Source organism: Bradyrhizobium sp. STM 3809 (assembly GCF_000239795.1).
Taxonomy (GTDB): Bacteria; Pseudomonadota; Alphaproteobacteria; order Rhizobiales; family Xanthobacteraceae; genus Bradyrhizobium.
In genome coordinates, this window is sequence record NZ_CAFJ01000057.1 from 15,040 (window position 1) to 28,279 (window position 13,240).

Below are 13,240 nucleotides of genomic sequence, written 5' to 3' on the forward strand. Positions count from 1 at the left end.
CAAAGCGGGGGCTTCAAGGCGGCAATGTGGACAGATCTCAAGGCACCCTCTCTCGCCGAGATGGAAGTCATGGCGCACGAGATCTTCGAGCGGCTGCCCGGGCATTTCCGCAGGATGTGCGACGGCGTGATCATTCGGGTCGACGACTTCCCGACCGAGGAGGTGCTGGACGAGATGCAGGCCGAGAGCGAATTCGACCTGCTCGGCCTCTTCCAGGGCACGGGGCTGCCGTTCCGCAGCAATGACGACTTGCCGCGCCTGCCGAACATGATCTGGCTGTACCGCCGCCCGATCCTGGACTACTGGGCCGAGCATGACGAGAGCTTCGGCCACATCGTCCGCCATGTGCTGATCCATGAGATCGGGCATCATTTCGGAATGTCCGACGACGACATGGAAGCGATCGAGGCGTCCGCCGACTGACAGGGTTGCGTCCGGACGCGGGGATTGGGTCTTTATCCGCCCCGTCAATCGGGCTAAACAGCGGCCTGCCCGATATTCTCGAAGGTGCCCCCGATGGACAAGTTCACCACGCTGGAAGGCGTCGCCGCGCCGCTGAAGATCATCAATGTCGACACCGACATGATCATCCCCAAGCAGTACCTGAAGACCATCAAGCGCACCGGCCTCGGCAAGGGCCTGTTCTCGGAGCAGCGCTACAAGGACGACGGCAGCGAGAACCCGGATTTCGTCCTCAACCAGCCGGCCTATCGCAACGCCAAGATCCTGGTCGCCGGCGACAATTTCGGCTGCGGCTCGAGCCGCGAGCACGCCCCCTGGGCGCTGCTCGATTTCGGCATCCGCTGCGTGATCTCGACCTCGTTCGGCGACATCTTCTACAACAACTGCTTCAAGAACGGCATCCTGCCGATCCGCGTGTCGCAGGCCGACCTCGACAAGCTGTTCGACGACGCCGAGCGCGGCGCCAATGCGACGCTCACGATCGATCTCGCCGCCCAGGAGATCCGCGGCCCCGACGGCGGCACCGTGAAGTTCGACATCGACCCGTTCCGCAAGCACTGCCTGCTCAACGGGCTCGACGACATCGGGCTGACGCTGGAGAAAAAGGCCTCGATCGACAGCTACGAGGCCAAGCTGAAGGCCGAGCGCGCCTGGGCTTGAGTCCCCGCGCCGAGTGAAGAGTTCGCGGGCCCCGGACCTCGTCCGGGGCCTTGTTTCGAGAGCATCCCGAGCACAGGTCCGCCGTTGCCGCGCGTATTGCCCGAGGTCGTCACCTTCTGGCGCGGACCGCTCGATCGGCTGCGGCAGACCTGCCTGCGCTCGCAGCTTGCCGCCGGCCACAAGGTCACCGTCTACAGCTTCGATCCCTTGCCGGGCCTGCCGGACGGCGTCGGCAATGCCGAAGCCGAGGCGATCCTGCCTTATGCGTTCTCCGAACGTCTCAGGCCGTCGCAGCCCGACGGCAGCTGGCGCGACTGGACCACGCTGCAATTCAGCGACTTCTTCCGGATGCGGTTGATGGCGCGGCGGGCCGGGCTGTGGCTCGACGCCGACGTGCTGCTGCTGCGCCCGGTCGAGATCGATCCGGCGCTGCCCACTTTCGCCTGGGAGCGGCCGCGGCAGCTCGGCAACTCCGTGCTGTATCTGCCGCCGGACGATCCGATCGTGGCCGAGTTCGACAGGCTGATGGCGCAGGACGAATTGACGCCGAACTGGCTGTCGCTGCGCCACCGGATCACGTTTGCGCTGCGCCGGCTGCGCGGACGTTCCGATCGCCTGTCGGACATCCGCGTCGCGATCTTCGGCCCGGCCGCGCTGACGGCACTGGCCCGCCGCCACGGCACGCTGCGCCATGCGCTGCCGAAGCGCAGCTTCTATGCCGTGCACGCCGAGCCCAGGGCGTTCTTCGAACCGTCCGACTTCTCCGGCCTGATCAACGATCCCGGCATCATCGGCCTGCACATCTCGCCCAAGGGCCGCGGCGGCGAGGCGCCGATTCCGGGCAGCCTCTACGCCTGGGCGACGGAGCGGTTCGGCGCCTGACGATCTGCATCCGGGGCAGGACTGTTCCGCTGCTTGATCTACCGCAACGTCCCCACGGCCACCCGGTGGTTGATTCCACGCAATCATCGGAGACGTGCCATGCCCGCCCAAGCCAAGCCCTATCCCCGCGTGCAATTCCTGATCGACACGTTCGCGCAATGGCTGCGGCACCGGCGCGAGCTGAGCGAGCTCAGGCAGCTCGACCGCGACGATTTCGAGCGTATCGCAATGGACCTGCAGGTGACCCCGTCGGACCTCGACGAATTGGTCCGCCATGGCGAGCATGCCGCGGACGAGTTGCCGCTGATGCTGAAGGCGCTCGGCATCGACGAGGCGGCACTGGGCCGCGCGGAGCCGCTGGTGCTGCGCGACATGGAGCGGGTCTGCGCGATGTGCAAGGACAAGCCGCGCTGCCATCGCGATCTCGCCGCAGGCACGAGCGGCGCGCACTACGAGGACTATTGCCTCAACGCGCCGACCATCGACCGCCTTGGCGTCGCCGTCACCAAGCACTGATCGCCTGCCTCCCATCCCCATCCGCGGAGCAACGCGATGAGCCGGCCGAACCTGCACCGCAACCCCTGGCTCCATGTCGGCGCCGCGCTGTTGCTCGCGCTCGCCGCGATGCTGCTGATCCGGCTGCACTACGCCAATGGCGCGACGCCGGCGGACCAGAGCGTGCAGGCCGGCCGCAAGCTGGCGGAGTCCTGGTGCAGCCCCTGCCACGCGATCGACGCAAGCGGCGCCCGGGCCCAGACCCGGACAGCGCCCGATTTCGCCGCCGTGGCCAACATGCCATCGACGACCGAGCTGTCGCTGAAGGTGTTCCTGCAGAGCAGCCACCCGACGATGCCCAACGTCATCCTGACGCCGGAGCAGCGCGGCGATCTCGTCAACTACATCCTGAGCCTCAGACAGATCTGACGCCGCGTCCTCCGATTTCCCCGCTACTTCGCCAGCTCGGCGATCGCATCCGCGATCGCGATCGTGCGCCGGGCCATCTCCGCATGCAGCCGCTCCACCATGCGGCCGTCGATCTGGATCGCGCCGCGCGAGGCATTCTCGGGCAGCTCGAACGCGGCCAGGACCTTGCGCGCCTCGGCGACCTCGGCCGCCGGCGGCGTGAAGATCGCGTTGCAGGCATCGATCTGGCCGGGATGGATCAGCGTCTTGCCGTCGAAGCCGAGGTCGCGGGCCTGGATGCATTCCTGCGCGAAGCCGTCGGTGTTGGCGAAATCGCTGTACGGGCCGTCAAGGATCTCCAGCCCATGCGCGCGTGTCGCCAGGATGCAATGGCTGATCATCGGCAGCATCGTCGCGCGGCCCGGCACCATGCGGATGCGGGTCTCGCGCGAGATGTCGTTCGGCCCGAACACGAAGCCGGCGAGCCGTGAGCCCGCCTCATGCACCGTCGCCGCGAGCCGGTCGGCGTCGAGCACGGCGCGCGCGGTCTCGATCATCGCCCACACTTTGAGCGCCGGATCGGCGCCGACCTCGGCGAGACGGTTGGTCACGGTGCGCAGGTCCTCGACCGTCGACACCTTGGGAACCAGGATGCCGTCGGTCGCCGTCTGGCCGGCCATCGCGACGTCGTCGCTCCACCACGGCGTATCCAGGCTGTTGATGCGGATCAAGAGCTCGCGCTTGCCGTAGCCATCGGCGGACACGGCCTTGGCGATCTGCTCGCGCGCGGCCGCCTTGGCATCCGGCGCCACGGAATCCTCGAGATCGAGGATCAGCCCGTCGGCCGGCAGGTTCCGTCCCTTCTCCAGCGCGCGGGCATTGGAGCCGGGCATGAACAGCAGACTGCGGCGCGGGCGGATCATTTCGGCGTTTCCCTTGGTTTATGGCGGCGGCCCGCGATACCATTTCGGCCGCCGGGCCGAAAGGCTTGTTCCCCGCAGCCGCATGTGTTTAGGCAAGGCCCATGATCTCGTTCCCGCAACGTCTGCTCGAGGGCTATCGCGCCTTCACCACCCAGCGCCTGCCGACCGAACAGAGCCGCTATCTGGAGCTGTCCGAGCGCGGCCAGTCTCCCGACGTGATGGTGATCGGCTGCTGCGATTCCCGCGTCTCGCCCGAGGTGATCTTCGACGTCGGCCCCGGCGAGCTGTTCGTCCTGCGCAACATCGCCAATCTGGTGCCGATCTATCAGCCCGACGCCAACGCGCACGGCGTGTCGGCGGCGCTGGAATATGCCGTCACCGTGCTCAAGGTGAAGCACATCGTCATCCTCGGCCACGCCCAATGCGGCGGCATCCGCGCCTTCGTCGACAAGGCCGCGCCATTGTCGCCCGGCGATTTCATCGGCCGCTGGATGTCGATGTTCATCAAGCCCGGCGAAATCGTCGAGCAGCGCGACCGCGAGAGCTTTCAGGACTTCGTCACCCGGATCGAGAAGGCGGCGGTGTTCCGCAGCCTCGAGAACCTGATGACGTTTCCATTCGTGCGCAGTCGCGTCGAGGCCGGCGATCTGCAGCTGCACGGCGCCTATTTCGGCGTCGCCGAGGGCTCGCTGTTCGTGCTCGACCAGGCCGCCAAGGAATTTCGCAGCGCGCGCGCCGGCGAATAGTGAGGTCGCGACTAGCGAATAGGGAGCAGCGAGTCGTTTGGATTTCAATTCGCTACTCGCCATTCGCTCTCCGCCCCTCCTCAATGATCGCTCGCCCAGCGGTCAGACAGCGCCAGCATCACCGTCGACACCACGAACGTCATGTGCACGCCGACCAGCCAGGCGAGCTTGGTCGAGTCGTAGCCGGCATCGAGATTCATGAACGCCTTCAAGAGCTGGATGGCCGAGATCGCGACGATCGAGGCGAGCAGCTTCTGCTTCAATCCGGCGAAGTCGACCTTGGTCATCCACTCCGGCCAGTCCGGATGGCCGTTCGGATCGATGCGCGAGACGAAGTTCTCGTAGCCGGAGAACACCACGATCAGCACGAGATTGCCGGTCAGGCAGACGTCGATCAGGCTGAGGACGCCAAGGATGATGTCGCTCTCCTTGGCGGTGGGCAGATGGATGACGCTCTCCCACAGCAGGAATACGAACTTGAACAGCAGCACCGCCAGACTGATGACGAGGCCGACATAGAACGGCGCCATCAGCCAGCGGCTCTTGAACAGGAAGCCTTCGAGGCCGCGCTCGAGCGGACCCGGTGCGTGCTTGGCCGTCACGGATGCTTCCGCCGGCTCGGTCTTGCTGCTCTCTGCCAACTTCACTCCCCACCCAGAAAGCGCTCGGTCGTCCTACCAGGACTGTCCCAGCGAATGCCCCTTCTGATTAGTTACTCCGTCATGCCCGGGCTTGTCCCGGGCATCCACGTCGTTCTCAGTGCGCCGAACCGCGTGGATGGCCGGGACAAGCCCGGCCATGACGATTTAGAGACAGATGATCACGACACTTGGATTGTCATATGCGATAGCCAGACGCTTGCGGGGAGAGGGCCGTAGCGTTCGTCTCTCACGCCGCCTTCTTCTTGGCGGTGATCAGCTTGCGGTTGATCAGCACCTCGGCGATCTGGATCGCGTTCAGTGCTGCGCCCTTGCGCAAATTGTCGGACACGCACCAGAAGGCGAGGCCGTTCTCGACGGTGGCGTCCTCGCGGATGCGGCTGATATAGGTCGCGTCTTCGCCGGCGGCCTCGTAGGGCGTCGCGTAGCCGCCCGGCTCGTGCTTGTCGATGACGAGGCAGCCCGGCGCGCGGCGCAGGATCTCGCGGGCCTCGTCGGCGGTGATCGGCTGCTCGAACTCGACATTGACGGCCTCGGAATGGCCGACGAACACCGGCACGCGCACGCAGGTCGCGGTCAGCCTGATCTTCGGATCCAGGATCTTCTTGGTCTCCGCCATCATCTTCCACTCTTCCTTGGTGAAGCCGTCTTCCATGAAGACGTCGATGTGCGGGATGACGTTGAAGGCGATGCGCTTGGGAAACTTCTTCGCGACCAGCTCGTCATTGGTGTAGACGGCCTTGGTCTGCGAGAACAATTCGTCCATCGCGTCCTTGCCGGCGCCGGACACCGACTGATAGGTCGACACTACGACGCGCTTGATCGTCGCCTTGTCGTGCAGCGGCTTCAGCGCGACGACGAGCTGCGCGGTCGAGCAGTTCGGGTTGGCGATGATGTTCTTCTTGTTGAAGCCGGCGGCCGCATCGGCGTTCACCTCGGGCACGATCAGCGGCACGTCCGGATCCATGCGCCAGGCCGACGAATTGTCGATGACGACGGCGCCGGCGGCGCCGATCTTCGGCGACCATTCCTTCGAGACCGTGCCACCGGCCGACATCAGGCAGATATCGACATCGGCAAAATCGTAGTGCTCGAGCGCTTTGACCTTCAGCGTGCGATCGCCATAGGACACCTCGACGCCGACGCTGCGGCGTGACGCCAGCGCCACGACCTCGTCGGCCGGGAATTTGCGCTCGTCGAGGATGTTGAGCATCTCCCGCCCGACATTGCCGGTCGCGCCGACCACTGCGACTTTGTAACCCATCGTTCACTCTCCGAAGAAATATGGCCGACCGCTCATGCCAGCGGAAACGGAAGCGGCAGCGCTTCTATGCGAGAAACGTCCCTGACACAACGTTACCACGATGTCTCGCTTTCGATGCGTTCCGCTCCGGCCAGAACAGCCGCCACAGCCCGTCAGCCCTTGATCTCGCCGGCCCTCAAGGCCATGGCGGACGAGGTCTGCGGCACGTTCGCGCGCCTGTTCGCCTATGTGGGGGCTCTGGCGCTGATCGCCATGCTCGGCGTCGCGGCCTGGAACCGGCTCGACGGCGGTGACGACGACGGCCCCGCCAAGGCGGGCTGGACCATTGCCGAGGGTGCCGTGCCGGCGTTCTCGCTGCGCCTCACCGACCAGCCCGACCGGACCGCGACCTATACGGTGCTGACGCACCAGGCCGGCGGCCGCAAGGACGTGCTGCGCTGGGGCGAGCGGGCCGAACGGCCCGCGGCCGAGATGGAGATCTACCGGATCGGCCCCGAGCGCGACGGCATGCGCAACCCGATCGGCGAGCTCGCCGCCCGGATGGGGCGGCCGGTCCCGGAGCTCGAGGCGGCCGGGATCATCGACAGCCGGTTCGGGCCCGTCAGCCTGCTGCGTCCGGCCGGCGTTCCGGACGGTCCGGGGGCCTGTCTCGGCTTTCTCAAGACCATTGCCGTGCCCGCGATCCGGATCTCCGGCTGGTCCTGCCAGGGGGCTGCCGTGCAGACCCGCCGGGCGGCGGTCGGCTGCATGCTGAACCGGCTCGCTCTGCTGCCCTCGCCCAGCCATGAGGCCGCCCTGACCGAGCTGTTCGCCCAGGCCGAACCGCGGCGCGCCGATTGCGATGCGCCGGGAGTCGCCAAGACGCTGAACGACTGGATCACCGCGCTCGACAATCCCAAGCTGCGCGGCACCTATTGAGCGCTGGTCTGCGTCCGCCCGTTGCCGGATGTCGCATCGCCTCAATGGGGCCATCCGCGGCGCCGGCAAGTCACGGATTTTGATGCAACTTTCCCGCCACAGCCGGAATTTATCTTTGCCGGCGTCGCCGGATGGACCTTGTGATGCCACAGCCGACGCAGATATTGTGCGCGCCAGATCATGCGCATGGCGAGCGCCCGCCGCTTTTGGCGCGAGGAAGAGGACGTGATGATGGAATTTCCTGCTGCCACCCGGGTCATGGCCTTGGCGGTGATCGCCGCGACCGGTCTGGCCGTCACGTCTCTTGCCGTCACCTCCGCCGACGCTGCCACGACAAAACGCCGCGCCGTGGCGGTCTCCTCGAACGGCCCGAACTACTCCTATCAGGCAGGTCCGCGCACCCGCGTCTATGTCACCCGGCGCTCCTTCCTCGATGGCGGCACCGAAGTGCTGCCGGGCGATCGCAAGTTCTCCGACTACGCCTTCCCGCCGGCCGTCGGCTATCCGTCGTTCGCCCGTGAGAACCTCAACCGTCCAATCGACCGCCAGCCGCTGATGCCGCCGTCCGATCTCGGCGGCTATCCGACCCGGATTCCGATCCCCTACTGAGGGCGAAGGCGTCATCCGATCACCAAGGCCGGGCTCTGCCCGGCTTTTTTGTTGCGGCGAGGGCCTGCCAGACGGCTCTCCCCGCTTTGATGCCTTGGCGTTCACGACCACCTTTCCTTCCTGCGTCATTGCGAGGAGCCGACAGGTCCGTGCAAGGCGCGGGCTGATGACAGCCTCCGCGACAAAGCAGTCCAGAGTCCCCCTGGCGCCCCTGGATTGCTTCGCTTCGCTCGCAATGACGACCGAAAGACTCTGCCGCGCAACAGACGGTGGCTCGGCGGTGAACCAGTGTCTCCTCGTCATTGCGAGGAGCGTAGCGACGAAGCAATCCAGGGGCGGCAACGGGACTCGAAATGACGTATGCCCCAGACGGGATTCGCGGATCGATTTTGTCGCTGCCAATGACCATGACATGCGCTGCCCTCCTCGCGCCCGCTTTCGCGTCCGAGTGTTGACCGCCTCATCGCCCGCATTCGAATCGAGGGCGCAGGGAAGGCCGTGCCTCGGCTGAGGCCCGTGGCCCCCGTGCGGGAAGAAGTGCACGGGGCAGGAACCACAGGTACAGCCGGCTTGACCCGGCCCTCCCTGCGCGATGGTCTTCACGCTTACTCTGCGCTCTCCCCGGTGTCCGGCCTGTTAGCCACCGTCATCCGCGCGATGCACAGGGCATCGTCGCGAACTTGGCGCCAGCTTCGGGGCGCCAGGACCACGCAGCTTCACGTCCGCAAGAGCCTCGTTCGTCCGCATGCCACAAGACATGCTGCGAGCCCCCGCGGCCACCGCATCCCCGCCTCACGCCTCGTGACGATCGCGAAACGCCCCTTGTGGCGAGACGGGATGGCAATGAGAAAACACGAATTCCGGAATGACGAAAGAGGAAATTTCGGCCCGGGCTGGACGATCGAACCCATCGGATTGAATGAGCAAGCGAAATCAGTTTTTCGGCGCAGCCGATTTCGAGCTGGACGATACGCGATCGCCGCAGTGGAGCCGCGTCAACCGCGCAAGACGAGGAGCTGATTTGCCCGACGAGCAGTCATCGCCCTGTCAAGCACGGACGCTCGCGAACCCGAAGCTCATCACGGAAGTATTTCTCACATGGAAAACAAGCCCGCTGCCTATGAATGCGCCCTCTCCCCTTGCGGGAGAGGGCATGTAGGACAGCGCGGCAAGCTCGGTTGGGTGAGGGGTATCTCACCACGATTGACGCTTGCGGAGAGAGACCCCTCACCCAACCGCATGCTTGGATAGGCCGCACATGCCCTCTCCCGCAAGGGGAGAGGGCGCTGTATCGGACATCTTGCTGACTTGGGTGGACAACGACGCGCTCACACTCTTCATCCAGCCTCGCATCATTCTCAATCGTACAGCACCGCCGCGATCTTGGCGTCGCCGATGTTGGACTTGTCGTACCAGTAGAAGCCGGTGTCGGTGACCTTGGGCAAGGTCTCGCCCTTCAGCGCCTTGACGGCCGAGTCCACGGTGCAGCTGCCGATGCCGATCGGGTTCTGGGTGATGGCGCCGGCCATTTCGCCGGAGAGGATCGCGGCCTTCTGCTGCTTGCCGGAATCGTAGCCGATCACGACGATCTTCTTCTTCATCTCCTTGACGCCGTTGAGCACGCCGATCGCCGAGCCCTCGTTGGCGCCGAAGATGCCCTTGACGTTGGGGTTGGCCTGCAGGATCGACTTGGTGATCTCGGTCGATTTCAGCTGATCGCCGCCGCCATACTGCACGCTGACGATCTTGATGTTCGGATGCTTGTCCTTCATCTGCTTCAGGAAGCCGTCGCGGCGGTCGATGCCGGTGCGGCTGGTCTGGTCGTGCACGACGACGGCGACCTCGCCGGCATCGCCGATCAGGCCGGCCATCTTGTCCGCGGCGAGACCCGCGGCGGCGAGGTTGTCGGTGGTGCAGGTGGTCAGCGGAATGTCGCTGTCGACGCCGGAGTCGAAGGCGATCACCGGGATCTTGGCGGCCTGCGCCTTCTTCAACAGCGGAATCGCGGCCTTCGAGTCGAGCGCGGCGAAGCCGATCGCCTGCGGCTTCTTGGCGAGGGCGGCCGAGAGCATGTCGATCTGCTTGTCGACCATGGCCTCGGTCTCCGGTCCCTCGAAGGTGATCTTGACGTTGGCGGCCTTGGCGGCCTGCTCGGCGCCGAGCTTCACCGCCTGCCAGAACTGGTGCTGGAAGCCCTTGGAAATGAGCGGGATGTAGGTGTCCTCGGCGCGGACGCCGGTGGACGCGCCGGCCATGACGAGGGCGCCGAGCGCGGCGCTCAGGAGATGCTTTTGGAACATGGGTGTTTCCTCTCGTTCGTTTGTTGATTGTCGTGTCGTGGCGATGTTCTGCGCAGGCGGGCGGCCGCGTTCTCCTCCACTTTCAGGCGCGCTTCCTGCGCAGCATGTCGGCGTAAACCGCGAGAATGATGATGACTCCGGTGACGACGAATTGCCATTCCTGCGCCACCGACAGGATGCGCAGGCCATTGGTCAGCACGCTCATGATGAAGGCGCCGATGATGGTGCCGAGGATGGTGCCGGTGCCGCCGCTGAGCGACGTGCCGCCGATCACCACGGCGGCGATGGCGTCGAGTTCGTAGCCCTGGCCGAGCGCAGGCTGCGCGGAATTGATGCGCGAGGCGATCAGGAGTCCGGCCACGCCGCAGATGGCGCCGCCGAGACCGTAGATGTTGATCTTCCAGCGGTCGACATTGACGCCCGACAGCCGCACCGCCTCCTCGTTGCTGCCGATCGCGAAGGTGTAGCGGCCGAGCGCGGTGCGGTTGAGAACGATCGAGGCCAGCACCGCCATGACGAACAGGATCAGCGCCGCGTTGGGGATCGGCAGCGCCGGCACGATGGCGCCGAGCAGCGAATCCTGCGAGATCATCGAGAAGTTCTCGGTGTTGGTGAAGTAGATCGGCTTGCTGCCGGAGACGACCAGAGCGAGCCCCTTCAGCACCAGCATCATGCCGAGCGTGGCGATGAACGGCGGCACCTTCATCTTGGTGATGACGGTGCCCGACAGCGCCCCCGACAGCGCGCCGGTGGCGATGGCGGCCAGGACGCCGGTCCACATCGGCAGCTCCCAATAGGTCAGGAACACGCCGGCCATGACCGCGCAGAACGTCATCAGCGTGCCGACCGAGAGATCGATGCCGGCGGTGATGATGACGAAGGTCGAGGCGATCGCCAGCACGCCGTTGACCGCTGTCGCCTGCAGGATGTTGATCATGTTGTCGGTCTGCATGAAGGCCGGCGACGCCAGGCTGAAATAGATCATCAGCAGCACCAGGCTCGCGAACGCCAAGAGCTTCTGCAGCGCGGCCGGCCCGAGCAGCCGGCGCCGCAGCGCCGCCAGCGCGCCGCCCGGCGCGAGGCCGTCCTTGACCTGATCCTTCACCATTGCCGGGTCGCTCATGCCGTGATGCCTGCCTTCATGGTTTCGCGCTGGGTGGCCAGCTGCATGATCCGCTCCTGCGTGGCCTCGTCCGGCGAGAGCTCGCCGGTGATGCGGCCCTCGCACATCACGACGATGCGGTCGCTCATCCTGATCACTTCCGGCAGTTCCGAGGAGATCATCACGATCGCCTTGCCCTGGTCGGCGAGCGCGCGCAGCAGCCGGTAGATCTCGTTCTTGGCGCCGATGTCGATGCCGCGCGTCGGCTCGTCGAAGAACAGGATGTCGCAATCGCGGTCGAGCCATTTGGCGATCACGATCTTCTGCTGGTTGCCGCCGGACAGCAGCCGGACCTCCTGCGAGGCCGACGGCGTGCGGATGTTCAGCATCTTGATGAAGCGGCCGGCGGTGTCGCGGATGGCGCGCGTCCGCAGCATGAACTTCATGGCCAGGTAGTTCGCGAGGTTCGACATCACGACATTGGACTCGACGTCCATGCCGGTGGCGAGACCGAAGCGCTTGCGGTCCTCGGAGAGATAGCCGATGCCGTGGGCAACGGCATGGGAAGGGGTGCGGATCGTCACCGGGCGGTCGTGGACGCGGATCTCGCCGGTCGGCACGGCGTCGGCGCCGAAGATCGCGCGCGCGACCTCGGTGCGGCCGGCGCCCATCAGGCCGGCGAAGCCGAGGATCTCGCCCTTGCGCAGGGTGAAGCTGATGTCGCGCACCAGCGGCCCGCAATTGAGATTGCGCACCTCCAGCGCGACCGCGCCGGGCGGCGACTCGCCGACGATGCGCGCGTCGCTGAGGCTGCGGCCGACCATCATGGCGATGATGGCCTCGATCGGGGTGGTCGCGGTCGGCACGGTGGCGACATACTCGCCGTCGCGCAGCACGGTGACGCGGTCGGAGATCTGCTTCAGCTCGTCCATCTTGTGCGAGATGTAAACGATGCCGACGCCGCGCGCCTTCAGCGCGCGGATCATCCTGAACAGCTCGGCGATCTCGCGGTTGTTGAGCGCGGCCGTCGGCTCGTCCATGATCAGGACGCGCGAGTTGAACGACAGCGCCTTGGCGATCTCCACCATCTGCTGCTTCGCCACCGTCAGCCCGCCGACGATCGTGCGCGGGTCGATCGCCAGATTGAGCTGGCCGAGCAGCTCGGCCGCCTGGCGGTTGAGCCGGTCCTCGTCGAGCAGCAGCCCGAACGCCTTCATCGGCTCGCGGCCGATGAAGATGTTCTGCGCCACCGTGAGGTGGTTCATCAGCTGCAGTTCCTGATGAATGATGCCGATGCCGGCGGCCTGCGCCTCGCGCGGGCCCGGAAAGTCGATGCTGGCGCCGTCATAGAGGATCTCGCCAGAGTCCTTGCGGTAGACGCCGGCGAGGATCTTCATCAGCGTCGACTTGCCGGCGCCGTTCTCGCCCATCACGGCATGGACCTCGCCGGCGAGCAGCTCGAACCTGACATCGTGCAGCGCGCGCACGCCGGGGAAGCTCTTGCACAGGCCGTGAACGGCGATCAGCGGCGCGGTCATCGGTCAGCTGGTCGGGCGAGACGAGTCGTGCACGGACGGCGCATCATGGCAGCGCGGCTGCCGAAGCCGTAGCGCATGGCGAGCGACATATCGCATCGCGACCGCGATCACATTCATCCTCCCCGGCATTCGCATGCGTCCGCTCGATGTCGCAGCGTTGGTGGGAGGCTATTCATCCCCGGATGAAAGTCTATAGGTAAAATCGACAGGCCCGGGTGGCGACGCACCAACAACGCATACGAAGACCGAGTGAGGTTTCGCCTGTCTCCCCATC

Annotated in this window: 14 protein-coding genes; 8 read left to right on the forward strand and 6 right to left on the reverse strand. The window is 65.7% G+C overall.

The window, feature by feature from the left end; genetic code table 11:
- Nucleotides 1-24: 24 nt before the first annotated feature.
- The 5 genes from BRAS3809_RS02505 (at nucleotide 25) to BRAS3809_RS02525 (ending at nucleotide 2,928) form a co-directional block, all read left to right on the forward strand.
- Nucleotides 25-423 carry a metallopeptidase family protein gene (locus BRAS3809_RS02505; protein WP_008960526.1) on the forward strand — a complete coding sequence of 133 codons (399 nt, stop codon included), beginning with the start codon at nucleotides 25-27 and terminating at the stop codon, nucleotides 421-423.
- Nucleotides 424-516: 93 nt separating this feature from the next.
- Complete coding sequence (gene leuD, locus BRAS3809_RS02510) at nucleotides 517-1,122, forward strand: 3-isopropylmalate dehydratase small subunit (protein WP_008960527.1); 606 nt, start codon at nucleotides 517-519, stop codon at nucleotides 1,120-1,122.
- A gap of 84 nt (nucleotides 1,123-1,206) precedes the next feature.
- Nucleotides 1,207-2,004: a glycosyltransferase family 32 protein gene (locus tag BRAS3809_RS02515; RefSeq protein WP_008960528.1), complete on the forward strand. Its 798-nt coding sequence runs from the start codon at nucleotides 1,207-1,209 to the stop codon at nucleotides 2,002-2,004.
- Nucleotides 2,005-2,103: 99 nt separating this feature from the next.
- Complete coding sequence (locus tag BRAS3809_RS02520; RefSeq protein ID WP_008960529.1) at nucleotides 2,104-2,520, forward strand: hypothetical protein; 417 nt, start codon at nucleotides 2,104-2,106, stop codon at nucleotides 2,518-2,520.
- Nucleotides 2,521-2,556: 36 nt separating this feature from the next.
- On the forward strand, nucleotides 2,557-2,928 hold the full coding sequence (locus BRAS3809_RS02525; protein WP_008960530.1) for a c-type cytochrome: 372 nt from the start codon (nucleotides 2,557-2,559) through the stop codon (nucleotides 2,926-2,928).
- Between the two features lie 23 nt (nucleotides 2,929-2,951).
- On the opposite strand, the gene BRAS3809_RS02530 is transcribed toward BRAS3809_RS02525, so the two are convergent.
- Nucleotides 2,952-3,830, reverse strand: a complete 879-nt coding sequence (locus BRAS3809_RS02530; protein ID WP_008960531.1) for an HpcH/HpaI aldolase/citrate lyase family protein — start codon at nucleotides 3,828-3,830, stop codon at nucleotides 2,952-2,954.
- Between the two features lie 101 nt (nucleotides 3,831-3,931).
- On the opposite strand from BRAS3809_RS02530, the gene BRAS3809_RS02535 reads away from it, so the two are divergent.
- Nucleotides 3,932-4,576 (forward strand): carbonic anhydrase, encoded by a 645-nt coding sequence (locus BRAS3809_RS02535; protein WP_008960532.1) that lies wholly within the window; start codon nucleotides 3,932-3,934, stop codon nucleotides 4,574-4,576.
- Between the two features lie 80 nt (nucleotides 4,577-4,656).
- Here the strand turns inward: BRAS3809_RS02535 and BRAS3809_RS02540 are convergent, their stop codons facing one another.
- The gene (locus tag BRAS3809_RS02540; RefSeq protein ID WP_008960533.1) at nucleotides 4,657-5,217 is read right to left on the reverse strand and encodes a TIGR00645 family protein; all 561 of its coding nucleotides are present in this window, start codon (nucleotides 5,215-5,217) and stop codon (nucleotides 4,657-4,659) included.
- A 247-nt stretch (nucleotides 5,218-5,464) separates the two neighbouring features.
- Complete coding sequence (locus tag BRAS3809_RS02545; RefSeq protein WP_008960534.1) at nucleotides 5,465-6,499, reverse strand: aspartate-semialdehyde dehydrogenase; 1,035 nt, start codon at nucleotides 6,497-6,499, stop codon at nucleotides 5,465-5,467.
- A 114-nt stretch (nucleotides 6,500-6,613) separates the two neighbouring features.
- On the opposite strand from BRAS3809_RS02545, the gene BRAS3809_RS02550 reads away from it, so the two are divergent.
- Nucleotides 6,614-7,417, forward strand: a complete 804-nt coding sequence (locus BRAS3809_RS02550; RefSeq protein WP_008960535.1) for a hypothetical protein — start codon at nucleotides 6,614-6,616, stop codon at nucleotides 7,415-7,417.
- 228 nt (nucleotides 7,418-7,645) lie between these two features.
- Nucleotides 7,646-8,026: a hypothetical protein gene (locus tag BRAS3809_RS02555; protein WP_008960536.1), complete on the forward strand. Its 381-nt coding sequence runs from the start codon at nucleotides 7,646-7,648 to the stop codon at nucleotides 8,024-8,026.
- A gap of 1,358 nt (nucleotides 8,027-9,384) precedes the next feature.
- On the opposite strand, the gene BRAS3809_RS02560 is transcribed toward BRAS3809_RS02555, so the two are convergent.
- The 3 genes from BRAS3809_RS02560 to BRAS3809_RS02570 all read right to left on the reverse strand — a co-directional run bounded on the left by BRAS3809_RS02560 (nucleotide 9,385) and on the right by BRAS3809_RS02570 (nucleotide 12,966).
- Entirely contained in the window at nucleotides 9,385-10,326 is a 942-nt protein-coding gene (locus BRAS3809_RS02560; RefSeq protein ID WP_008960537.1) for an ABC transporter substrate-binding protein, read from the reverse strand.
- A gap of 82 nt (nucleotides 10,327-10,408) precedes the next feature.
- Nucleotides 10,409-11,449: an ABC transporter permease gene (locus tag BRAS3809_RS02565; RefSeq protein WP_008960538.1), complete on the reverse strand. Its 1,041-nt coding sequence runs from the start codon at nucleotides 11,447-11,449 to the stop codon at nucleotides 10,409-10,411.
- Nucleotides 11,446-12,966 carry a sugar ABC transporter ATP-binding protein gene (locus BRAS3809_RS02570; RefSeq protein ID WP_008960539.1) on the reverse strand — a complete coding sequence of 507 codons (1,521 nt, stop codon included), beginning with the start codon at nucleotides 12,964-12,966 and terminating at the stop codon, nucleotides 11,446-11,448. Before BRAS3809_RS02570 ends, BRAS3809_RS02565 begins: the two co-directional genes overlap by 4 nt.
- Between the last annotated feature and the right edge of the window lie 274 nt (nucleotides 12,967-13,240).

Coding starts and splice junctions, on each gene's coding strand:
- BRAS3809_RS02505 (WP_008960526.1), top strand. CDS start 25: ATGTGGACAGATCTCAAGGCACCCTCTCTCGCCGAGATGGAAGTCATG.
- leuD (WP_008960527.1), top strand. CDS start 517: ATGGACAAGTTCACCACGCTGGAAGGCGTCGCCGCGCCGCTGAAGATC.
- BRAS3809_RS02520 (WP_008960529.1), top strand. CDS start 2,104: ATGCCCGCCCAAGCCAAGCCCTATCCCCGCGTGCAATTCCTGATCGAC.
- BRAS3809_RS02525 (WP_008960530.1), top strand. CDS start 2,557: ATGAGCCGGCCGAACCTGCACCGCAACCCCTGGCTCCATGTCGGCGCC.
- BRAS3809_RS02530 (WP_008960531.1), bottom strand. CDS start 3,830: ATGATCCGCCCGCGCCGCAGTCTGCTGTTCATGCCCGGCTCCAATGCC.
- BRAS3809_RS02535 (WP_008960532.1), top strand. CDS start 3,932: ATGATCTCGTTCCCGCAACGTCTGCTCGAGGGCTATCGCGCCTTCACC.
- BRAS3809_RS02545 (WP_008960534.1), bottom strand. CDS start 6,499: ATGGGTTACAAAGTCGCAGTGGTCGGCGCGACCGGCAATGTCGGGCGG.
- BRAS3809_RS02550 (WP_008960535.1), top strand. CDS start 6,614: ATGCGTTCCGCTCCGGCCAGAACAGCCGCCACAGCCCGTCAGCCCTTG.
- BRAS3809_RS02555 (WP_008960536.1), top strand. CDS start 7,646: ATGATGGAATTTCCTGCTGCCACCCGGGTCATGGCCTTGGCGGTGATC.
- BRAS3809_RS02560 (WP_008960537.1), bottom strand. CDS start 10,326: ATGTTCCAAAAGCATCTCCTGAGCGCCGCGCTCGGCGCCCTCGTCATG.
- BRAS3809_RS02565 (WP_008960538.1), bottom strand. CDS start 11,449: ATGAGCGACCCGGCAATGGTGAAGGATCAGGTCAAGGACGGCCTCGCG.
- BRAS3809_RS02570 (WP_008960539.1), bottom strand. CDS start 12,966: ATGACCGCGCCGCTGATCGCCGTTCACGGCCTGTGCAAGAGCTTCCCC.